General features: G+C 71.1%; 14 protein-coding genes. All 14 read right to left on the bottom strand.

Annotation, left to right across the window (positions count from 1 at the left end):
• Positions 1-154: 154 nt before the first annotated feature.
• The 14 genes from ACK1X7_RS38310 to ACK1X7_RS38245 all read right to left on the bottom strand — a co-directional run bounded on the left by ACK1X7_RS38310 (position 155) and on the right by ACK1X7_RS38245 (position 22,295).
• On the bottom strand, positions 155-895 hold the full coding sequence (locus ACK1X7_RS38310; protein ID WP_014056063.1) for a TetR/AcrR family transcriptional regulator: 741 nt from the start codon (positions 893-895) through the stop codon (positions 155-157).
• A gap of 1,280 nt (positions 896-2,175) precedes the next feature.
• Positions 2,176-3,609 (bottom strand): cytochrome P450, encoded by a 1,434-nt coding sequence (locus ACK1X7_RS38305; protein ID WP_390794453.1) that lies wholly within the window; start codon positions 3,607-3,609, stop codon positions 2,176-2,178.
• Entirely contained in the window at positions 3,606-4,532 is a 927-nt protein-coding gene (locus tag ACK1X7_RS38300; protein WP_385153072.1) for an SDR family NAD(P)-dependent oxidoreductase, read from the bottom strand. The genes ACK1X7_RS38305 and ACK1X7_RS38300 overlap by 4 nt, the downstream gene beginning before the upstream one ends.
• On the bottom strand, positions 4,529-4,966 hold the full coding sequence (locus ACK1X7_RS38295) for an ester cyclase (RefSeq protein WP_385153069.1): 438 nt from the start codon (positions 4,964-4,966) through the stop codon (positions 4,529-4,531). Before ACK1X7_RS38295 ends, ACK1X7_RS38300 begins: the two co-directional genes overlap by 4 nt.
• 12 nt (positions 4,967-4,978) lie before the next feature.
• A complete protein-coding gene (locus tag ACK1X7_RS38290; protein WP_413116357.1) occupies positions 4,979-7,360 on the bottom strand; it encodes an SDR family NAD(P)-dependent oxidoreductase in 2,382 nt (793 codons plus the stop codon).
• Positions 7,357-13,389 (bottom strand): SDR family oxidoreductase, encoded by a 6,033-nt coding sequence (locus ACK1X7_RS38285; RefSeq protein WP_413116356.1) that lies wholly within the window; start codon positions 13,387-13,389, stop codon positions 7,357-7,359. Before ACK1X7_RS38285 ends, ACK1X7_RS38290 begins: the two co-directional genes overlap by 4 nt.
• Before the next feature lie 39 nt (positions 13,390-13,428).
• Positions 13,429-14,970 (bottom strand): acyltransferase domain-containing protein, encoded by a 1,542-nt coding sequence (locus ACK1X7_RS38280; RefSeq protein WP_385150541.1) that lies wholly within the window; start codon positions 14,968-14,970, stop codon positions 13,429-13,431.
• Positions 14,971-15,105: 135 nt separating this feature from the next.
• Positions 15,106-16,479: an NAD(P)/FAD-dependent oxidoreductase gene (locus ACK1X7_RS38275; protein ID WP_385150544.1), complete on the bottom strand. Its 1,374-nt coding sequence runs from the start codon at positions 16,477-16,479 to the stop codon at positions 15,106-15,108.
• 82 nt (positions 16,480-16,561) lie between these two features.
• Positions 16,562-18,025 carry an MFS transporter gene (locus ACK1X7_RS38270; protein ID WP_385150547.1) on the bottom strand — a complete coding sequence of 488 codons (1,464 nt, stop codon included), beginning with the start codon at positions 18,023-18,025 and terminating at the stop codon, positions 16,562-16,564.
• Positions 18,026-18,117: 92 nt separating this feature from the next.
• Entirely contained in the window at positions 18,118-18,348 is a 231-nt protein-coding gene (locus ACK1X7_RS38265) for a response regulator transcription factor (RefSeq protein WP_216345856.1), read from the bottom strand.
• Between the two features lie 261 nt (positions 18,349-18,609).
• A complete protein-coding gene (locus tag ACK1X7_RS38260; protein ID WP_413116355.1) occupies positions 18,610-19,383 on the bottom strand; it encodes an IclR family transcriptional regulator in 774 nt (257 codons plus the stop codon).
• A gap of 216 nt (positions 19,384-19,599) precedes the next feature.
• Positions 19,600-20,415 (bottom strand): ABC transporter ATP-binding protein, encoded by an 816-nt coding sequence (locus ACK1X7_RS38255; RefSeq protein WP_385150553.1) that lies wholly within the window; start codon positions 20,413-20,415, stop codon positions 19,600-19,602.
• Positions 20,408-21,343, bottom strand: coding sequence for an ABC transporter permease (locus ACK1X7_RS38250; protein WP_385150556.1), 936 nt, complete (start codon positions 21,341-21,343; stop codon positions 20,408-20,410). The genes ACK1X7_RS38255 and ACK1X7_RS38250 overlap by 8 nt, the downstream gene beginning before the upstream one ends.
• A gap of 79 nt (positions 21,344-21,422) precedes the next feature.
• Positions 21,423-22,295, bottom strand: a complete 873-nt coding sequence (locus tag ACK1X7_RS38245; RefSeq protein WP_413116944.1) for a glycosyltransferase family 2 protein — start codon at positions 22,293-22,295, stop codon at positions 21,423-21,425.
• Position 22,296: the final 1 nt, after the last annotated feature.

Raw genomic sequence — 22,296 nt, 5'->3', positions numbered from 1 at the left:
CGGCTCCGGCATGATCCGGACGGTGATTGCCACAGCTTACGCCTCTCGGTGTACAGGCGTACGGGGCGATACCCCTATGTGACCTCCGACGTGGCGCCGGGCGGGTGACCGGCCAACGCCCCCGGGCCGGTCTCCGGGGGGCCATCGCGTGGCCTCAGACGACCTCTTCGTAGAACTCGGCGATGTCCAGCACCCGGCACAGATCGCGGAGCTCGAACTCGAAGAAGTGCTGGCCCTCGGAGAGGGCGAAGGACATATGGCCGAGCGCCTCCATGGAGATCACCCCGTACAGCCGCACCCAGCAGCGGAGCATCACGGCGATGGCGCCGGGGGGCATGTCGACGTCCTGGTCCTCGCTGAGCGCGGTGAGGGTGGTCGCGAGCCCGGGGTCGAGCTCCTCGACCTCCGGGGCGGGGAAGCCGCGCACCCGCCACAGATCGGCGACCAGATCGGAGTAGACGGAGCCGAAGACCCAGCTCATATGGCGCTCGGGCTTGGTCTCCTCGCGGCCGAGCCCCGGGGCCCACGGGCCGAGGATGAGCCCGAACTCATGGGGATGCTTGATCGCCCAGACGCGCAGCGCGCGGGCGCCGCTGATCCACCGGCGGCCCGGCTCCTCCTCGGGGTGCTGACCGAGGACCCCGCGCATGAAGCGGGCCATCTCCTCGAAAATGTCCACACGCAACTGAAGGATCAGCGCATCCCGACTACTGAAGTAGCGGTAGACGGCCGGCGCGGTCATGCCCATCTCACGCGCGATGGCGCGGATGGTCACATTTTCCGGGCCCTCCTGAACCAGGAGCGTCCGGGCGACGTCCTTGATTTCACGGATGGTCGCGATGCGCAGGCGCTCGCGCCGTGAGTACGGTGCGACGTGCGCTTCCCCTGGCGACACGCGTCCCCCTCCCTGATGCTGCGCCGCTCGACAACCCGGCGTACACGCACACGATACAGCGCCTCCGTTTAGTGAACAGCGGCAGCGACAGTGGCTCTGGTTCAACTGCTAGTCCTCCGACCCTGCCACAGATCCGTGGGGTTGCCCCGCCGGTTGGCTCAGCGACCACCGTCCGGGTCAGCGGACGGCACGGGGGAGCGTCCGTACATACGTCGGACATTCATTCGGGAAGAAGGCGCGGGAGTGCTCTCGCGACGGCCGGGGAATCACCGGTCTCCGCACTCGGAGCCACTCTGCGGTAAACGCGCTCAGCGGAGGTGGGATTGCGTTCTCGCCCGACTCGGCAGATGCGGGGAAACGGCCCGCCCCACCCGTTTCACCAGGAGCGGAGAGAAAACCGACCGGTCGGCACCGTGGATTTCCACTTCGGCCCGCCGGGAGAGCCCCGAACGCCGGGACAGAACGGGTCACGGCATTCCGGTCGGCGGCGCCGGGGCGTTCGGCCGTCCGGGGTTTCCGCGGCTCAGCCGGAGGATGTCGCGGTGACACGGGATCACCGCCGCGTGGTTCACCCGGGGCAGATCCACTCACACCATCCGGTCCATAACGAATACGATGCGCCGGAAGCAAGGGTGGTTACCTCAAGAGCGATACCGCCCTTGTCTCCCATATCCGGGCAGCCGGGCCACGGGCTTTCGCGATGCGGCCAGGTCGGCTCCGAGAAGCCCGGACCGGGCGGTTCCCGCGGACCTCGCCCCCCGGGTCCTCCCGTACCGGGTCTGTTTTCCCGTCAACATCACGACGGGACGCGCTTTCCCCGAAAAGCGTCCGCGCCCCGTCGATAACGATCTCCCACCCCGGCTCCCCGCCGCTGGTGCGGGCGCGTTTCTCACCACGCCTGTTCGGTTCGTATTCGATCAGCGGTTCACTCCGCGAAAGTTCCTGACGCGCTTTCCCGGGCGAGATCGTCCGCACGCCATCGGGGAAGGCGACGGGGTCCCGCCCGGCCCCGAAATCAGCTTCCGCTTACGCCTTCGGACCGCGACTTGAAGGGGGTGCGCACGTCCATGATCACCGCCTTGCGCGCGCCCGCCGCCTTCTCCGCGACGGCCGCGGCGCACACGCCGGCGGCCGGTCGCCCATAGGGGCGCGCTTCCCAACTCGCCCTCCCCCAAGGCGTTTACGGATTTTTTACCACCCGTACAGCCTTCCGGCGGATGGGAAAGGGCGGGTACGGCCACCAACGGGTGGATCGGGCCGGATCCGGGTGACGGCGGGGCCTACGGGTGGTGGGGGCAGGCGGCGGGGGCGGCGGGGGCGGTCCGCCGGGACGGGCGGGGCGCGGCGGTGCTCCGCTCGCGCGGGGTCACCGTCACCATCACGTTCTCCAGCGGCCGCAGCGAGATCACCGGCGAGCCGTACCTCAGCTCGGTCCCCGGGATCCGGCTGATCCGGAAGCGCTGGTTCACCATGGCCACGATGATGCGCAGCTCCAGCAGCGCCATGAAGTTGCCGACGCACTGCCGGGGCCCCGAGCCGAACGGGAGGTACGCCATCCGCGGCCGCTCCTTGATGGCCTGCGGGGTGAACCGGTACGGGTCGAAGGCCAGCGGGTTGTCCCAGTGGCGCGGGTTGTGGTGGGAGACCAGCGGGGACAGCAGCACCGAGGAGCCCGGTTCGACGTCATAGCCGCCGAGGGTGTCCGCGTCCACCGCCGCCCTGGGGAAGATCCAGATGGGCGGGTGCATCCGCAGGCTCTCGTCGACGACCATCTTGGTGTACGTGAGCGACTCGGCGCTCGCCACGTCCGGCAGCCCGCCCCCGAGCACCGTGGCGATCTCGGCGTCCAGCTCCTCCTGGACGCCGGGGTGGCCGGCGATCGACAGCAGCGTCCAGCACAGGGATACGGCCGTGGTCTCATGACCGGCCAGATAGACGGTGAGCAGCTCGTCCTTGATCTGCTGATCGGTCCAGGGCTCACCGGTGGCCGGGTCGGTGGCCTGCTCCATCAGCGCGATCAGCGGCCCCTCCCCCGTCTCCGCGTAGCTTCGGCGCACATCGGCCACGATGCGGTCGAAGACCCGGTGGATCCTGAGGATCTTGCGCTGACGGTCCGTCGGCACCCATGAGGGCAGCATCTCGGTGGCGGTGCCGCGCCGGAACATCACCTCCACCACATCGTCCACGATCGTCTTGAGCATGGCCGAGTCCGGCCTGATGTCGTAGGCGAACAGCGAGCGGCTGAGGGTGACCAGGGTCAGCCGCAGCATGTCGGTCATCAGGTCGACCGGCTCACCGGCGGCGGCCTTCGCCTCCCAGCTCTCCAGCATCTCCTCGGTGGCCCGGATGATGTTGGGGATGATGTCGGTGATGGCGTTCTTCAGGAACACCGGCTGCACCGCCCGCCGGTGGGCACGCCAGAACTCGCCGTCGGTGGTGAGCAGTCCCTTGCCCATCACCACGCCGAACTGCTCGTAGAGCGGGCCGCGGACGTAGTTGCCGTTGTTCTCCACCAGCACCCGGCGCACCGCCTCGGGCTCGGTCACCTGGTGCACCAGGAAGGGGCCGAGCCGCATCCGGACGATCTCGCCGTGGTCGCGCTGGAGACCGAGCAGGAATTCGGCGGTGTTCCGCTTCCAGGGGCCCAGACTGCCCATCAGCGGGACGCCCTTGGGGCCGGGTGCCAGGCGCGGTGCGGAGGTCGCTGTGCTCATCGGTGGTCTCCTTGCTTTCGCGGCCGCGGCTCGCGGGGCACCGGAAAGAGGCGGCGCACGAAGAGATGGTCGAAAAGGGCGTCGGGCGCCAGGCGCCGCAGGGCGATCGTGCTGTGGGCGAGCAGTCCGACGGGGTAGCGGGCGCGCGGCCGGGAGCCGCGGGCGCCCTTGGCCACCACCTTCGCCACCCGCCGGGCCACGTCGTCGGACTGGATCGCGAAGGTGCCCGCCAGGGTCCGGCGGCTGCCGGTGTAGATCGCCTCGAAGTACTCGGCGCTCTCCCGGCGGAAGGTCTCGTACGTCCGGCTCACCGGCCGCAGATTGGCGACGTAGGTGGCGCCGAAGCGGGTGGTGCGCACCGGGCCCGGCTCGACGAGGACGACCCGCACCCCGAAGTCGGCCACCTCGTTGCGCAGCGAGTCGCTGAGCGCCTCCACGGCGTGCTTGGTGGCGTTGTAGAAGCCCGAGCCGGGGACGGCGTAACGGCCGAAGATGGAGGAGATGTTGACGATGGTGCCGCCGCCGTGGGCGCGCATCGCGGGCAGCACCAGTTGGCTGAGCCGGACCAGTCCGTACACATTGGTCTCGAACTGCTCGCGCACCTCGGCCATGGAGGCTTCCTCGATACAGCCCGACATGGCGTAGCCGGCGCTGTTGATCAGCGCCCCGACCGCGCCGTGCTCCGCCTCGACCTTGGCGACGGCGGTGGCCATGGACTCCTCGTCGGTGACGTCGAGCGCCAGGGTGCGGAGGCCGAGCGCCGCCAGCTCGTCCAGCGTCTCGGGCCGCCGCGCGGTGGCGTATACGGCATGCCCGGCCCGGTGCAGCCGCAGCGCGCACGCACGGCCGATGCCGGAGGAGCAGCCGGTGATGAGGACCGGGAGGCCGGCCCCGGGTCCCGGGGCCGGCGAGCGGCCGGTCACGCGGGGGGCGCGTCGAACGCCCCGAGCTGGGTGGCGAGGTCGTAGCTGTCCATGGAGAACCAGCTCTCCACGATCTTGCCCTCGTTGTTGAACTCGTCGATGACGATGCCGGGGATCTCCAGCGCGCGGCCCTGCGCCGGGATGATGCCCGCGTAGGCGTCGCCGGTGTGGGTGCCGCGTGCGGTGAACCGGCTGACGACCTTGTTCCCGTCCAGGATCCAGTCGTCCACGGTGACCTGGAGGTCGGGGAAGGAGGCGCGCTGGAGCCGCACCCACTCCTTCAGGTGCTCCACGCCTTCCTTGCCGTTCTCGGCGGTGCCGTGGCTGATGTGGTCCTCGGTGGCGCCCTCGTAGATGACGTCCAGATTGCCCTTGTTGAGGCACTGCTCGTAGTAGCGCTCGAGGACGGCCTTGTTCTGTTCGGGAGTGGACATGCGGTTCCCTTTCTATCGCGTGGTGTTTCCCAGCGGGCCGGAGAGTCCCGAGACGGTCGCCACGGGGTCTCCGGAGTCTGTGTCGGTGATCCGCCAGACGCCGAGCGAGGGATCGCCCTCGACTCGGGTGGGTCCGCGCTCGGCGGAGTGCGGTGTGATGCGGCCGAGGATCAGTGGGTCGGCGGTGACCGAGAGGCCGTCGCCCTGGGTGGTGCACCGCCGCACCACGTTCTCCAGCGCGGCGACCGGCAGCGCCGTCCCGGGTACGAGGGGCGTCGCCCACAGGTCGGCCGGCAGGCAGCGCGGCACCTCGGCCACCGGCCGGCCCTCCGGCCCCGCTCCCCATGCGCACAGCGGCACCACGGCGCCGCGCCAGTGCAGGAACGGCGGCCCGGAGCGGAGGGTGGTGGTCTGCCGGGCGGTGGGGCTCGGCGGGGCGGGCGGCCGTGGCCCGCCGGTCTCGTGGACGATGCGCAGGCTCGCCTCGGGGCCGCCTACGGCCCCCTCGCGGCGGTAGCGGACCTCGACGATCCAGTTGTGCCCCTCGTGGAAGCCGCGGGTCTCACGGACCAGCCGGATCGCGGGGCCGTCCAGGCGCAGCAGCGACAGCGGCACCACGATCTCCTCCGGAACACCGGCCGTGAGCGCCGGGAAGTCCTCCGGGACGATCCATTCGGCGGCCCGCACGGCGTTCTCCAGCAGGAGGGAGAGCGGCAGCGCCGGGGCGCCGTCGATGCGGAAGTCGCCGAGCGCGGGGGTGTGTTCGGGATCGAGGACGACGCGTGCCGTCATCCGGGCGTGCGGCTGGTAGGCGGTCACCTCGCCGAGGTGGAAGATCTTCGGATAGGCGGTGGCGAAACCGGGCAGCGCGGGCACCACCGGATAGCCGATGGCCTGGCCCGGGTCGATGGCCTGGCCGAGTGGCCCGACGAAGGTGACCTCGCCCTCGGAGGCCCCCAGCAGTTCGGCCCGCCAGCGCTCCAGCCCGTCCGCCACGTCGATCGCGGCCATGTAGCGCAGGGTGGCGGCGAAGTTGGCGATCAGGCCGATGCGGTCCCAGGTGGGCCAGGCGAGGGTCATCACGGGGAACGCGGCCCGGCGGGCGGCCCACTGGCCGAGCCGGGCCAGCCCGTCGTTGGCCGCGGCGTATTCGAGCTGGCCGACCATGCCGCCGAGCCGTCCGGTGAGGGAGCCGACGCTGCAAAAGAACTTCAGGTCGCGCCCGCGCACCTCCTCGAAGACATTGAGGAAGCCCTCGATCTTGACCTCGACGGTGCGCAGGATCTCCTCGTCGGTCTTCTTCGGCAGCCGGGCGGAGGTGTCCACTCCGGCGTTGTGCACCACTCCGGCGAGCCTGCCGCCCTCCAGCGCGTCCTCGCGCCGGATGAGCTCGCGCACCTGGGCGCGGTCGGTGAAGTCGCAGCGCGCGTACTCGATGCGCAGCCCCTCCCGCCGGGCGCGGGTCAGATGGGTGGCCAGCTCCCACAGCCGGTGGGTGCGGGCGAGCCGGGCCCGGGTCCTCGCGGGCGACTCGCCCTTCGTACGGCCCGCCCAGACCTCCTTCTCGTACCGCTTCCACCCGGCCTCGTCCACGCCGAACCAGGGCTCGTCCCCGCTCGGGAACGGCTCCCGGCCGGTGACCACGACCCGTACGCCGTGCCGGGCGGCCAGTGAGCGGGCCAGCTCCCAGCCGATGCCCCGGCCGCCGCCGGAGATCAGCACGGTGTCCTCGGGGCCGAGGGTGAGGGCGGGCGGGGCCACGGGCCGGTCCTCGGGGGTGAGGGTGAACCGGCGGCCGTCCCGGTGGCCGACCTCGATCTCGCCGGTGCGGCCCAGCTCGGCGGCGACGATGCCGGGCAGGTCGGCGGAGGCGGCCAGGTCGATGTCGACGACGCGGGCGTTCACATTGGGGAACTCCCGGTGCAGGCTCTTGGCGAGCCCCGCCCAGATGCCGCCCAGGGGCTGCTCCAGACCGTCCCGCGGATGCCGGCCCATCCCGCCGCCGAGGTAGCTGACGGCGAGATAGAACAGCCGGTCCGCGGCCGTCTCGGCCGCCCAGTCGTCGTAGACGCCGCGCAGCGCGGTCACGGTCCCGGTCAGCGCCTGACGCCAGGCCCCGGCGAAGGCGGCGGGGTCCGGGTCGTGGGCCCGGCCCACGGTGAGGTCGACGATGGCGTCCACCGGGCCGGGGCCGTCCGGCTCCCGGCGCACCAGCGCGCCGTGTTCCTTCAGTTCGCGCTCCACACCGGCGGCGATGTCCTCCTCGCCGCCGATCAGCAGCACCCGCATCCCGGCGAGCCGGGGGTGCGGCCCGGCGGGGCGCGGCAGCTCGGTGAGCCGCCACACCATCCGGGTCACCGGCTGGACCGGCGCGCCGTCCTTCGCCACGGTCATGTCCGGTCCTCCCCCGCCGACGCCTGTTCGACGGGGACGGCCTCGCCGGTCTCGGCGTCGATATAGCCGATGAGGGTGGCCCGCATGTCCTTCATCTGGAGGAGCATCCGGCCGTCGGGCCGCACCGCGACGAAGCGGTTGCTGATGGCGTCGGCCGTCAGATCGAAGCCGGGCGGGGTGACGAAGAGGTCGACGGGCTCGCCGGAGGCGGCCAGATCGTGGTCGCTGATCTCCTCGTACAGATCGATCCGGCGGATCGACAGCGGTGCGGCCACCGGCACCAGATGCCCGTCGAGCAGCTCCAGCACCCCCACCCGGGCCAGCCCGTCGAGCAGGATGGACGGCACGGTGAACCGGGACCACACCGGATCGCCGGCCGGGATGTCGGGCGCGTAGCGGGCGCGCTTGCCCCGGGGGTGGATCCGGGTGTCGGTGGTGGAGACGAACGGGCCGGTCAGCCGCACCGGGGAGCCGGGCTGGTGGTACGGGTCGGGGACCGGGGTCTCCTCCCCCACCGGCCACTCCTCCCAGCGCGGCGCGGTGGGCGCCTCGGTGTCGAGCAGCACCCGGGCCAGGAAGTGGACCCGGTCCTTGACCAGGACCACTCCGCTGGGCGCGACCACGTCCTCGGTGATCCGCACCTGGACGACGGTCACCTCCCCGGGGCTGTCGACCAATTCGGCGCGGATGCGCCGCGGACCGGCCGGGAGGTCGCGGTAAACCCGCAGGAAGTGCTCGAAGCGCAGATCCTCGAAGGCGATCACCCGCTTGCCGGGGACCAGGGCGCGGGCGGCCTCGGCGGCCAGTTCGGTGACGAACGTGCCGGGCAGGGTGGCCTCGCCGCGCACCGTGTGGTGTTCCAGATAGCCGTCGGTCGCAAGGTCGAAGGGGCACTCGTAGACCAGCGACCGCTCATCGGACTCCAGCAGCCGGCGCAGGAAGAACCCGGGCCGCTCCGCCTCGCCCGTGGTGGCCAGATAGCCGGGGTAGAAGCGCTCGACGGTGGCGCGCTCGGCGTCGCCGAGGTGGACGACGGAGGGGCGCCGCACGGGGGCGTGCAGTTCCTGGACGAAGTGGTGGATGCCCTCGGCGACGGCCATGTTGCTGTACGACCCGGCGCGTTCGTAGTACGCCTTCGTCAGCTCGTTGGCGCCCATGCCGACGCCCTCCCACAGCGTCCAGCCGATGGTGAACTCCTCCGTCCGCGCATCGGTGGCCCGGGTGTGGGTCGCGGCGGCGGCCAGGAAGTCGTTGGCCGCCGCGTAGTCGGCCTCGCCGAGCTGTCCGAAGTACCCCAGCAGCGAGCCGAAGTTGCACCACAGCCGGGGCGGCGCGGTGCGCAGGGCGCGCTTGAGGTGGAGGTAGGAGTCCAGCTTCAGATCGCGGATGGCGGTGAACTCGGCGAAGCTCTTGTCCTTGATCAGCCCCGAGCGCTGGAGCCCGGCGGCGTTGACCAGCAGGTCGATCCGCCCCTGCTCGGCCAGGACCCGGCCGATCGCCCCGTCCACCGCGTCGCCGTCGCGCATGTCGCAGGCGAGGTAGGTGACCCGGCCGGGACCGCTGTGGGCGGCCATCTCGTCCAGGTTCCGGCGCGCCCAGCGGGCGTTGACCATGCGGTCGAAGGCGCGGTTGATGTCGGCGACGGTGCGGCCGTCGCGCCGGGCGATCTCCGTCTTGATGTAGCCCGCGCGGCGGGCGGCGAACTCCTCGTCGGTGCCCTCATAGGTCTCCGGCGGCCAGTCGTCCAGGGAGTTGCTGCCCAGGACGTAGATCCGGGGCCGGAAGTGCTCGGCGACCGCCTTGACCACCTCGGCGGTGATACCCCGGGCGCCCCCGGCGACCACCACGACGGAGTCCGGGCCGAGCACGGCCCGCGCTTCCTCGCCCGGGGCGCCCGGCTCGTCGCAGAGCAGATACGTCCTCCGTACGCCGTCGATGTCGAACACCGCGGGGAAGACCCGCTCGGCCGCGCTCTCCTCCTCGGCCAGGTCCATCGCCTCGGTGAGGCCGGTGGCGGAGGTGCACAGCGTGAAGGCGAGGCAGGCGTCACGCTCCAGGGCCGCGGTCTTCCACAGCCCGGTGAAGAGCCCGGTGTACGGATGCGGGGTGCCGCCGGGCGCGGCGCCCAGCAGCAGCGCCACCGCCGAGGAGCCGGGGTCGCCCAGGTCGTCGTAGACGTGCTGGAGGGTCAGATAGGCGGCATCGTGCAGGGCGGTGAGGCGGAGTGCGGGGCCGTTAGTGGGCGCCCGGCCGAGGTCGGCGACCACCCTGAGGTGGATGGTCCCGGGGCCCGCACCGGCAAGGGCCCGGCGGACCGACTCCTCGGTGACCTCGGGCAGATGGTGCCAGCCGGGGCGCGGGGCCCCGAGCGGCGCCGTGGACAGGACGGTGAGGTCCGCCTCCGGCGGCACGGCACCGGTGAGCAGCTCGGGCGCGTCGGTGAGCACCACCGCGCCCGCGGGGAGGAACGGGGTGCGCTCGCGCACGGTGCGCGCGGGCAGCTCGGTCAGCACGGGCACCTGGCGGCGGACCCGTACGGGGGTGCCGTCCGCGAGCCGTCCGTCGGTGGCGAACGCGGCGGGCAGCGCGGCCGGGGCCGCCTCGGCGGGCCCGGGCCCGGCGTCCGCACCGGTCCCCGGGATGGTCAGCCGGAGCCGGGCCCCGGCGGCGCCCTCGCTCTCGTCGGTGGCGATCTCCACACTGCCCGCGGGCCGGTGCAGCGCCTTGAGGACGGCGAGCCCGCCGGCCGCGCCAAGATAGCGGGCGTGCTCGGGGGCGGGCGCGCCGCACAGCAGGATCTCGTCCGGGGCGGCCTCGCCGCGTCCCGCCTCGACGGCACCGAGCGGCTCGTCCACGTACGCGAGCACCTCGAGCCCCGCGGCGCGGGCCCGCTCCTCGGTGGTCAGGGCGAACAGGAAGGCGCCTTCGGCGAGTTCCTCGGCCTCCGGCGGCAGCAGCTCGCCGATCAGCGTGCGGTACTCCGGGAGGCTGTTGCCGTTGATCCCGCCCGCGAGCGCGAAGTCGAGCTCCCCGGTGCGCAGATAGCGGCCCGCGGAGGTGATGGAGGAGACGGCGGAGGCGAAGCCGGAGTCCATCGTCATGTTCGGGCCGTTGAGGTCGAAGTAGTTCGCCACCCGGGCCGAGATGATGTTGGGCATCTGGCCGGGGAAGGAGTCCTCGTTGGAGGCCGGGATCATGTCGCGTACCCGGTCGCCGAGCCGCTCCAGAACACCCGGCAGGGCATCGGAGTCCAACTCGCCGATCGCCTCGGCGATGTCGTCGAGATAGCAGCGGTTGGCGTAGAGCATCGCGGCGCGGGTCGGGCCCATATGGCCGACGAACACCCCGGTCTTGAGCGCCCGCTCCTGCCAGAAGTCCGGTATCTGGTCGCGGAGTTGATGGGCGCACTCCACGATCATGAGCTGGCAGCGGTCCAGGGCCCGGATGGTCTTGGGAGGCAGCCGCACCTTGTTGAACGGCGGCGCCGGATACTGCTCGCCGAAGCTGTCGCCGGGGCGAGGACCGCCGCCCAGCCAGCGGGTGACCTCCTCGCGGCCCGCCAGCCCCGGCAGATGGGCCGACCAGCCGACGATCGCCACCCGGCTGCCGGGGTCGGGGACCTTGGTGACGGTCGCGGGGGCCCGGTCGGTGGTGGTGGCGTTCGCGGCGGCGGGGCGCGGCCGGTGCTCGGAGACGATCAGATGGGCGTTGGTGCCGCCGAAGCCGAACCCGGACACGGCGGCCAGCCGGGGGCCGTCCGGCTTCCCCGGCCACTCCTTGTGCTCGGGGGTGATCTCCAGTCCGGTCTCGGCGAGCCGGAAGTCCTCGCGGGGCCGGGAGAAGCGGAACTGACCGGGGATGGTGTGCTCGGCCAGGCCCAGCAGGTTCTCGATGAGCGAGACCACGCCCGCCGCCCAGCCGGTGTGGCCGATCAGGGACTTGTTGGAGGTGACCGCGGCCGGTCCGGCGGTGCCGTAGTACTCCCGCAGCGTGGTGAACTCGGCGAGGTCACCGGCCGGGGTGCCGGTGGCGTGGGCGTTGACCCAGCTCACCGCGTTGCCCTCGACCTCGCCCGCCTCCAGGGCGCGCCGCACGGCCAGGCTCTGACCGGCGGCGTTGGGCGCGTAGATGGCCTTGCCCTTGCCGTCGGAGGACGAGCCGAACGCCCGGAGCACCCCGAGCACCTCGTCCCCGTCGGCCCGCGCCCGGCTCAGCCGCTTGAGGACGACCAGCGCGGCGCCGTCGGCGAAGATCACCCCGTCCGCGTCCTCGTCCAGCGCGTGCACCTCACCGCGCTTGGAGAGCCCCTGGAGCTTGGAGAAGAGCACGGTGCCGCGCGGCGCGAGCGCGAAGGCGCCACCGCAGACCGCGATGTCCTGCTTGCCCATGAGCAGGCCCTTGGCGGCGATGTCGATCGCGTACAGGGAGGAGGAGCAGGCGGTGTCCACCATGTGCAGCTCGGTGGAGGGCGGCAGCAGCCCGCGCATCGCCAGCTCGCCGACGCGGTGCGGCAGAAAGCGCGAGCGGTCCTGGCCGGCGCGCCAGTAGCGGCGGGCCAGAGCCGCCTCGATGTCGCCGCCGAGGGCCGTGCGCTCGCCGTCCTCCAGCGGCAGGTCCCGGAGGATGTCGTGCGTCATCCGGGTGACGCTGTCCAGCACCCCGGCCTCTTCGAGGTGCTGGCTGCCGTCGGGGGTGTAGCCGACGACGAAGGAGCAGCGGTCGGTGTCCTGGTGGCGCACCCCGTCCAGGGCCTGGACCAGGCTGTGGCGCAGCCACATGGTGGTCAGCTCATGGTCGTCCGGGCCGTCGGCCATGCTGTCGACGGAGCCGGGGGCGGCCTCGAAGTCCGTGATGAAGACGCAGCGGTCGGCGTACGCCTTGTCCTCGGCGGCGGTGTCGGCGGCGTGGAAGTTCTCATGCCGCCAGCGGTCCCGGGGGATCTTGACGAACAGCTCGTCACCGGCCGTACGGAGCTTCCAGAACTCCTCGGGGCTGTTCGCCCCGGCGACCGCCAGGCCCATGCCGACGACGGCGATCGCGTCGTCGGGGACATCGGGGGGCAGGTCGGGGCCGGGCGTGTCCGGGGTCTCGGTGACGGCCTCGGCGACGGCGGCGGCCCGGGGACGTGCGGGCTCGGGCGCCGCGACGGGCTCGGCCTCGGGCGCTTGGGCCACGATGGGCTCGGGCTCCGGCACTTGGGCCACGATGGGCTCGGGCTCCGGTGCGGCCTCTTCCCGTACGGGACCGGCGGCGGGCGGGGACAGGAGGGCGGCGCCCAGCGTCAGTCCCCCGTCCGCGAGCACCAACTGTCCGGTGATCCAGCGCGAGGCGTCGGAGGCCAGGAAGGCGACGACGTCGGCGAACTCCTCGGCGGTGCCCAGCCGTCCGAAGGGCGTCGCCCTGGCGATCACCTCCTGCATCTCCCGGGCCCGGGGGAACTTGTCCGCGACATCGCTTTCGAGCATCGCGGCCGAGGCGGTGTTCACCCGGATGCCGAGCGGGGCGAACTCCACCGCGAGATAGCGGGTCGCCGCCTCGGCGGCCGCCTTGGCGGGGGCGCAGGCCGAGTAGTTGGCCATCACCATCTGCGAGCCGCCGAGCGCCGAGACGGTGACGATCGACCCGCCGCCGGTGCGCGCCATCAGCGGGGCCGCGCCGCGGGCGCAGCGCAGTCCCCCCTTGTAGTTGGTGTCGATGGCCTTGGCGATGTCCTCGTCGGTCACCTCGGCCAGGGGCAGCAGGGCCCCGTTGGCGGCGCTGTTGACCAGGATGTCCAGCCGCCCGTGGCGCTCCTCGATCTCGGCGAACATCCGGTCGACCTGCTCCTGCCGGGCCACCGAGGCCCGTGCGAGCTCGACCCGGGCGCCGGTTGCCACCAGTTCGTCCCTGGTGCGCTTGGCCTGGTCGTGCGAGTGGAAATAGTTGAGGACGATGTCGGCGCCGCGGGCCGCGAGGGTGCGCGCGATCGCCTTTCCCACGCCCTTGGAACCTCCGGTGACCAGGGCCACCTTCCCCGTGAGGTCTTTCATGGAACGACTGACTCCTTCTGCGACGAGGGGGTGGGCGGTTCAGCCCGTGGCGGAGGCGGGCGCATGGGCCCCCTGGTCGTTCATCTGCTCCAGCACAAAGTCCGTGATCTTGCCCATGGTGTTGTAGGTGGCCAGCCGGAAGCCGGACTCGCGCGGCGGCAGCCCGTACCGACTGGAGACCCTGGACAGCAGCTCGACCTGCTTGACGGAGTCGACTCCCAGCTCGGCCTCGAGCTGTACCTCGTCCTCGAAGACGTCCTCGGGGTATTCGAGCGCCTCGGCGTAGAGGGTCCGCAGCTCTTCGAAGAGCCGCTCACGGTCGTACCCCTCCGGCCGCGGCTCGGACGCGGACGAGGACGAGGCCGGCGATGCCGGGGCCTGCGGCGCGGGCTCGGAAGCGGCCTCGGGCTCCGCGGCGGGCTCGGGCTCGCCTCGCCCGGTCTCGGCGGACTTGCGGAAGGCGTCCAGTTCGGTGCGAACCAGCTCCAGCACCATATGGCCGCGCTCGCTCCAGTACGCCGCGAAGACGTCGGAGGGCACCGAGGGGGCCAGCAGCTCGGCGAGCCCGCCGCGCTCGGGCGCGGCCAGACCGGCCTCGCGCAGCGCCTCGAGGGTTCCGTCGAGCGCGAGCCGTCCGCCGGTCAGGGCCAGCGTGGGCAGCGACCGCACCTCGGCGCCGTCGGTCACCTTGGCGACCAGCTTGGAGAGCGCGGCGCGCCCGCCCGCCTCCACGAACACCTCGGCGCCGCTCTCCCGCAGATGCCGTACGGCCGCGGCGAATCGCACCGGCCGGGTGAAGTGCTCGGCCAGCAGCTCGGCGAGCACATCGCCGGGCTCGTAGTAGCGCTGAAGGATCGGCGAGTAGACCGGTCGGTTCAGCGGATGCTGGTCCAGCTTCCTTACGTAGGCGGCGAATTCGGGGGCGGCGGGGGCGAGCGCCGGGGTGTGGAAGGGGAAGGGGGTGTCGATCTCGATGGCGCCGACGTCGAGCTGTCCGGCGATCGCCACGACCCGGTCCAGGATCTTGGCGGGACCGCTGACCACGGTCTGTTCGTCGTGGTTCTCGGTGGCGACGGCCAGCAGCGGCTCGTCCACCAGCTCCAGCAGCTTGCGGGTGCGCTCGGCACTCGCGGCCAGGGCCACCATGCGGCCGTCGACACCGCCCTGCCGCTCGATCACGGCGACGCGCTGGGCGACGATCCGGACCCCGTCCTCGACCGAGAAGGCCCCGGCCGCCACCAGGGCGGTGATCTCGCCGAGGCTGTGCCCGGCCAGGACGTCGGGGGTGGCGCCCTGGGCGGCGAGGATCTCGTAGGCGGCCAGGCCCGCGCCGTAGATGGCGACCTGGGAAGCCCAGGGGTCGTTGTCGAGCAGATCGCGCAGATCGGCCTTGCGCTCGCCGAAGAGCACCTCGGAGATGCGGCTGGCGTAGAGCTCCTCGGTCACGGCGTCGAGCCGCTCGAAGACCCGGCCGATCTGGGGATGGCGCTCCTTGGCCCGGCGGAGCGCCTCGCCGTCGAAGCCGCCTTGTCCGGGGAAGAGAAAGGCCGTCGTGACGCCTGTGGACGGATTGCTGGGCATGCCGATGCCTCCATGGGTGGGGTGGTGACGGTGAATGAGGTGCGTCACCCGCGCGGGTGACGCGGCGCTGTGGGCGGCCAATGGCCGTTATGAGGTCGCGGCCGTGCCGAACGGGCCTGCCGCGGGAGGGCCGGGCTAGACGGCGCCGGCGGCCGGGGAGTCGAGCAGGAAGGTGCCCATGCTCCCGAGGTTGGCGGCGATCAGCCGGTCGGCGAGCCGGGTCGCCGGGGGCAGATGCCTGGGGGCGCCGCGGACGAGCCAGCGCACCATCCGGATCTTCCAGCCCGGCTCGGGGCCCGGCGGGATGTGGTCGAAGAGGGCGTGGATATTGGCCGGGGAGTAGAACTCGGCGGGCGGCACGATCGTGGCGAACATCCCGACCATGCCGCTGCCGTGGTGCGGGCTGCGCGCCATCGCCCGGATGAACTCCAGCTCCTCGCGGTTGTAGTCGCCGATCTCGGCATGGTCGCGGGTGTACCGGAAGTGGCCGCCCACCAGGGCGTCCCGGCGCCGGGCGTAGTCGGCGAGCGCGGCGGCGAGGTCACGGTCGCCGGACAGGGCGGGCTCCACGGCCTCCACGAGCAGTTCGGCACCGCGCAGGGAGTCGGTGATACCGGCGGCGGTGATGGGGTCGCGGGTGTAGCCCGCGTCGCCGACCAGGGCCCAGCCGGGGCCGTGGCAGTGGCGCAGGAAGTTGGGGACCGCGCCGGTCATCCACTTGTCGACGCGCCGGGTCTCCCGCAGCCGCGCCGCGAACTCGGGGTCGACGTCCTCGAAGGCGGCGATGACCGTGGCATCGCGCTCCTGGTCGGGGGACGCCTTGAAGTCCCCCACCGGCAGGGCCACTCCGACGATGGTGAGGCCGTCGTGGGTGGGCCAGGTGAAGGCGTGCTGATGGCGGTGGCGGTAGGTGCGCACCTTGCCGTCGTGCGGCAGATCGGCCCAGTACGACCAGTGGCTCTTGTTGAGCACCGGGTGGGAGTCGTATTTCTCGGCCCCCACCAGCCGGGCGACGGTGGAGTTGGAGCCGTCGGCGCCCACCACCAGCCGGGCGTGCTCGACCAGCGGCGTGCGGTCCTCGGTCTCGGCCCGGACGCCGATGACGGTGCCCTGGGCGTCCGTCAGCAGTTCCCGCAGCGCCACCTGTTCCCGCAGCTCCGCCCCGGCCTTGACAGCGGCCTCGAGCAGGATCTCGTCCAGCTTGGCGCGCTCCGGGGAGTACGCCTCGGCCACGCCCTCGACGGCGGGCAGCTTGGCCATCAACTGGACGGGGCCGCTCTGGAGACCGTACGAGTGAATGGGCGGGCAGCCGGTGGCCGCCACCTCGTCCAGCAGTCCCCAGCGCTTCAGCCGGAGAATTCCCGGCGGGTGGACCAGATTTGTGGCGGCCCCCTTGCCGCCGGGGAATTTGGCCCGGTCCAGGAGAAGGACCCGGTATCCAGCTCTTGCCAGGAGCATCGCCGTCGATGCCCCGCTGATGCGCGCTCCTACCACAATGACGTCGTACATAGCGACCCCCATACCCAACGGTCACCCGGGATCCGGGGAACCGGTGGATCATCTTTTTCGCTCTGTCTTCGCTCTGTCGAATTTAATTACGCGATCGACTCGGGAGGTTTCCCGTGTATGAATCCTCGGCGGCGCCCGAAGAGATCACCTTCGTTTCGCCGGGTCCGGTGCGGCCGCGCGGTGCCGTGAGAATGGCGAGACAACCGAGGGCGGCGATTCCGGCGCCGATCCAGGCGGCGGGCCGCAGCCCGTCCACGAATTCCTGGGGCGAGCCGTATCCGCCCAGTGTGGTGAATACGGAGGTGAGCACCGCGACGCCGAGTGCGCCGCCGAGCTCCCGGAAGGTGTTGTTGGCGCCCGAGGCGATTCCCTGGTCGCGGGGGGCGACGATGCTCATCGCCATTTCCGCGACGGGCGAGAAGAACAGCCCGAGGCCGATTCCGCCGAGCACCAGACCGGGCACCTGGTCGGCGTAGGCGGTGTCCGCGCCGACCACGGACGCCAGCCAGCCAAGACCCACGGCCTCGAACAGCAGGCCCGCGGCGACCACGAGACGGTTGCCGAGCCGGGCGGTCAGCAGCGCCGCCAGCGGGGCGACCACGACCGGCATCGCGGTCCACGGCAGCATCTTCACGCCCGCCTCCAGCGGCGAGAAGCCCTGGATGTTCTGCATGAACTGGGTGAGCAGGAAGACCAGGCCGAACATGGCCGCGAACATCAGCAGGCTGGCCGCGTTGACCGCGCTGAACGCGCGATTGCGGAACAGCCGCATCGGCAGCATGGGTTCGGCGGTGCGCAGCTCCCAGCCGACAAAGAGCGCGAGGACCACCAGGCCGCCGGCCAGGAAGCCGATCACCCGGCCGCTGGACCAGCCGTGTTCGGTGGTGGACACCAGCGCGTAGACCACACCGAACACCCCGAGGCTGACCAGGACGGTGCCCACCGGGTCGAGCGAGGTGTCCGGGCGGGTGGACTCGGCCAGCTTCCAGAGGCCGAGCGCCAGCACCAGCACGCCGATCGGCACATTGACCCAGAAGATCCACTCCCAGGAGATCTTCTCCACCACGGCCCCGCCGATCAGCGGGCCGAGCGCGACCGCGAGACCGCTGAGCGCGCCCCAGACGCCCAGCGCGAGACCGCGCCGGCGCTCGGGGACGGCGACGGTCAGCAGCGTCAGCGTCAGCGGCATCACCACGGCCGCCCCGAGGCCCTGTACGGCCCGGGCGGCGATCAGGGCGTCCGCACTGCCGGACAGCGCCGCGGCGGCGGAGGCCCCGGTGAAGACCACGAGGCCGGCCAGGAAGACCCGGCGGCGCCCGAACCGGTCCCCGGCGGCCGCACCGGCCATCAGGAAGACCGAGAAGGTGAGGGTGTAGCCGTTCACCGTCCACTCCAGGTCCTGGAGGCTGGTGCCCAGGTCCTTCTGGATGGCGGGCAGCGCGGTGATCACGACGAGGTTGTCCAAGGCGGCCATGAAGACGGTGAGTCCGGACACCACCAGCGTCCACACGGGGTTCATTCCGCTCGGGCCGGAACGGTCAGACATGAATACCTTTCCTATGACGGCGCGTTTGCTGTGTGGCGGGTCGGGTCAAGTCGATATCCGGCCGAGGGATAAACGGGCAGACGCGGGCAACGCTATCCGGCCACGATCCTCCCGGAAACTGTACTTTGGTACAGGTATCGGTAGCTGAGGGCGACGAGACCGGCCTGAAGCCGCGATTCCACCTGGAGTTTCGCGAGTATTGACGCCACATGCGCCTTCACTGTGCGCTCGGTCACCTGGAGCCGCAGCGCGATACGGCGGTTGGACCACCCCGCGCCGAGCAGCACAAACGCCTGGGCCTCCCTGGCCGATAACAACGGCACACGCTCAAGCTCCCGCGTCCAGTTCGGTGCGGGAATATCGGGCACGACGGCAAGACCGCCCCTGTCGGACACGGTGACATTTCCCCCTAGTGTGCGGCGCTTCGAGCCACCGCTCATGCAAGAATCAGACTGGATTGCCCTCTTGATTATTGCGGCCGTACACCCGTACGAGTCAAGGATTTCCGACCCTTTCTCGCCTCGCGAGAAAGGGCTGGTGAAGCGCGGGAAATGCACTTCACGTTTACTCGTGTTACCGTAAATTTACTTCAGTCTCGAATCATTTTCATCCGGCTCGGACGGACTGCCGCGCCCCAGATCGGCCAGCGCCGCCGCCGTCTGCTCCACCGCCCCGATGACGGTCACCGGACACCGCGTCATGACCTGTTTGGGCTTCATCACCAGCACCGATCCCATGACCAGTCCGTCCCAGGTGACCGGCGCCGCGCACTCGTTCCACCCCGCCGCGCACTCCTCATGGCCCAGTGCGTAGCCCCGCGTCCTGATCCGGTCCAGCGAGGCGAGAAGCCGCACATCGTCCCGGAAGGCCCCCGGTCCGGCCTCGACGGGCACCGGCCGGTCCAGCACCTCCGACTGGATCGTCTCCGGCAGATACGCCAGGATCGCCCGCCCCGCGGCGCCCACCCGCAGCGAGTGCTCGACGGTCTGCACCGCACGCGGCGTCATCCCCAGCTCCGTCAGATCGGAGTCGCCCACGGCCATATCGGCGCACTGCCGGTGGGCGCCGCCGAACGGCGCCAGCAGATAGAGGAAGGCCAGCCCCCCGGTGGCCCGGCGCAGCGCCTCCAGCAGGGCATGGGCGGCCTCCGGCGCGGGCGAGTGAGCCAGCGCCTTCAGACCGAGCTGCGGGGCCGCCGAGCCCAGCCGGTAGAGCCCCCGGCCCTCGCGGACGAAGATGCCCTGGTGCACCCCGGACTGGAGAATCCGGTAGACGGTCGAATCGTCCAGCCCCGCCGCTCTGGCCAGTGCCCCGGGCCCATGGGCCCGTCCGCCGAGCTGGGTGAAGGCCCGCTGCACGCGGAACACCCTCTCGGCATGGCTGCTTCCGCCCACGGCCCCGTTCTTGGCCACCCCGTCAGCCCCCCGTGCAGATTCCCCCGTTGCCCTCCCCAACGTGCCATGCGTCCACACCCATTCCTGATCCGGGGTAAGTGGTCCGGTTGTGGACAACTAGGCCCCGCCGGGTTGCCCGGCGGGGCCTGATGGTTTATGGAGTCGGCGTTCGCGGAGCGGCTACTTGCCGGTCTCCTTCTCGTACGCCTTGATGACCTCGTCGGTCGGGCCGTCCATCAGCAGCTCGCCCTTCTCCAGCCACAGCACCCGGTCACAGGTGTCCCGGATCGACTTGTTGTTGTGGCTGACGAGGAAGACCGTGCCGGCCTCCTGGCGGAGCTCGCGGATACGGGCCTCGGAGCGCTTCTGGAACTTCCGGTCGCCGGTGGCCAGCGCCTCGTCGATCATCAGCACATCGTGGTCCTTGGCCGCGGCGATGGAAAAGCGCAGCCGGGCCGCCATACCGGAGGAGTACGTGCGCATCGGCAGAGTGATGAAGTCACCCTTCTCGTTGATGCCCGAGAAGTCCACGATGCCCTGATAGCGCTCCCGGACCTGCTCACGCGACATGCCCATGGCCAGACCGCCGAGGATGACGTTCCGCTCACCGGTGAGGTCGTTCATCAGCGCCGCGTTCACCCCGAGCAGCGACGGCTGGCCGTTGGTGTAGACCTTGCCGCGCTCGGTGGGCAGCAGCCCCGCGACGGCCTTGAGCAGGGTCGACTTACCGGAGCCGTTGGACCCGATCAGGCCGATCGACTCACCCTTGTACGCCACGAAGGTGACCCCGCGCACCGCGTGCACCTCGCGCATACCAGGGGCGCCCTTGCGGCGCATGATGCGGCTCAGGGCGGCGGTGGCGCTGCCCCGCCCCTTGGGGCCGCCGTTGACGCGGTAGACGATGTGGACGTCGTCGGCGATGACGGTCGGCACACGCGACAGTGCGGGAGCCGCCTGGGCGGCCTCGGCAGTCTTGTCCAGAGTTTGCTCAGCCACGGCCGTACTGCTCCTCTGCCTTCCAGAAGTACACGAATCCCCCGGCGCCGAAGAGGACCGCCCAGCCCACGGCCAGCGCCCAGACGTGCGGCGGCAGGTTCGCCCCGGTGTAGTCGTCGATCAGCGCGTACCGCATCAGATCCATGTACACGGCCGCCGGGTTCCCCAGCATGGCGTCCGAGATCCACTTGCTCGCCCCGGCGTGTTCAAGCGTACGGGCCAGCGGGAACATCACGCCGGACGCGTACATCCAGGTGCGGAGGATGAACGGCAGCAACTGGGCGAGGTCCGGGGTCTTGGCCCCCATCCGGGCCATGATCAGCGAAAGCCCGGTGTTGAAGACGAACTGGAGCGCCAGCGTGGGAATGATCAGCAGCCACGCGAAGGCCGGGTAGTGACCGAAGCCCACCAGCACGATGCCCAGCACGATCATCGAGAACAGGAGCTGCTGGAGCTGCTGGAGCGCGAAGGAGATGGGGAGCGAGGCCCGAGGGAAGTGCAGGGCCCGCACCAGCCCCAGGTTCCCGGAGATCGCCCGTACGCCCGCCATGGCGGACGCCTGGGTGAAGGTGAAGACGAACACACCCGTCACCAGGAACGGGATGTACATGTCATTCGCCATACCGCGACTGCTCTTCAGCAGCAGGCCGAAGATGAAGAAGTACACCGCCGCATTGAGCAACGGGGTCGCCACCTGCCACACCTGGCCCAGTTTGGCCTGGCTGTACTGGGCGGTGAGCTTGGCCGACGAGAAGGCCACGATGAAGTGACGCCGGCCCCACATCTGGCGGATGTACTCGCCGAGGCTCACCCGGGCGCCGCTCACCGACAGCTCGTACTTCCGCGCCAGTTCGGCCGGGGACAGGCCCTCGTCGGCTGATGGCGGGCCACTCACGGCTACCGCACCGTCGTGCGTAGTCTCGCTCACAGTTGACACTTTCGTCTTCAGGGTGCGCTGAGCGGGGCCGCGCCCCGGGTCGCGCCCGATGCTCTTCGATACGAGCTTGTCAGATGACAGGAGGTCGGCCCAGTCGGGTCAGGCGCCATACCGTACGCCACTTCATGGGTCGGCGTGCACCACACGGTGTCTTCCAGCCCTCCCTGAAGCCCCCGAACCAGGCCCGAAGTGCGGTTTTCGACGGACGCCTGGCCAGTGTGAGCAGCAGCCAGACGCCCAGATAGACGGGCACGAGCAGCGCAGGAAGGTTACGCCGGGCCAGCCAGACCCGGTTGCGGGCCACCATCCGGTGGTAGACCGCGTGCCTGCTCGGCGCGGTGGTCGGATGGTGCAGGACCATGTCCGACCGGTAATCGATCATCCAGCCGGCGTCCAGCGCCCGCCAGGCCAGATCGGTCTCCTCATGCGCGTAGAAAAAGTCGTCGGGCAACCCTCCGACCTGCTGGAACACCGCGGTACGGACCGCGTTGGCACCGCCCAGGAAGGTGGTCACCCGGGAGGACCGCAGCGGGTCGGAGGCACGCAGCCGGGGCACATGGCGACGCTGGGTGACGCCGGTGTCGGGGTCGGCGATGCGGAACGAGATGATGCCCAGCTCCGGATCGTCGGCGAACGCCCGGCGGCACAGCTCGGCCGTGTCGGTGCCCGGCAGCAGCCCGTCGTCGTCGAGGAAGAGCAGTACGTCGACGTCCGAGCCGCCGGGTCCGAACGCCTCGATGCCGACATTGCGGCCCGCCGGGATGCCCACGTTCTCGGGCAGCTCGATGGTCCGTACGCCCTCGGGGAGCGTGGGCAGTGGCGAGCCGTTGCCCACGACGACCACCTCGACCGGGTCGCCGTCCTGCTTGGCGACCGAGTCGAGGAGTTCGCGCAGCTCCTCGGGGCGATTGCCCATCGTGAGGACGACCGCTCCGACCTTCATG

Source organism: Streptomyces sp. CY-1 (genome assembly GCF_047218265.1).
GTDB classification, from domain to species: Bacteria; Actinomycetota; Actinomycetes; order Streptomycetales; family Streptomycetaceae; genus Streptomyces; species Streptomyces niphimycinicus.
The sequence above is the reverse complement of the archived record's forward strand: the minus strand, read 5'-3'. Positions and strand labels throughout refer to the sequence as shown.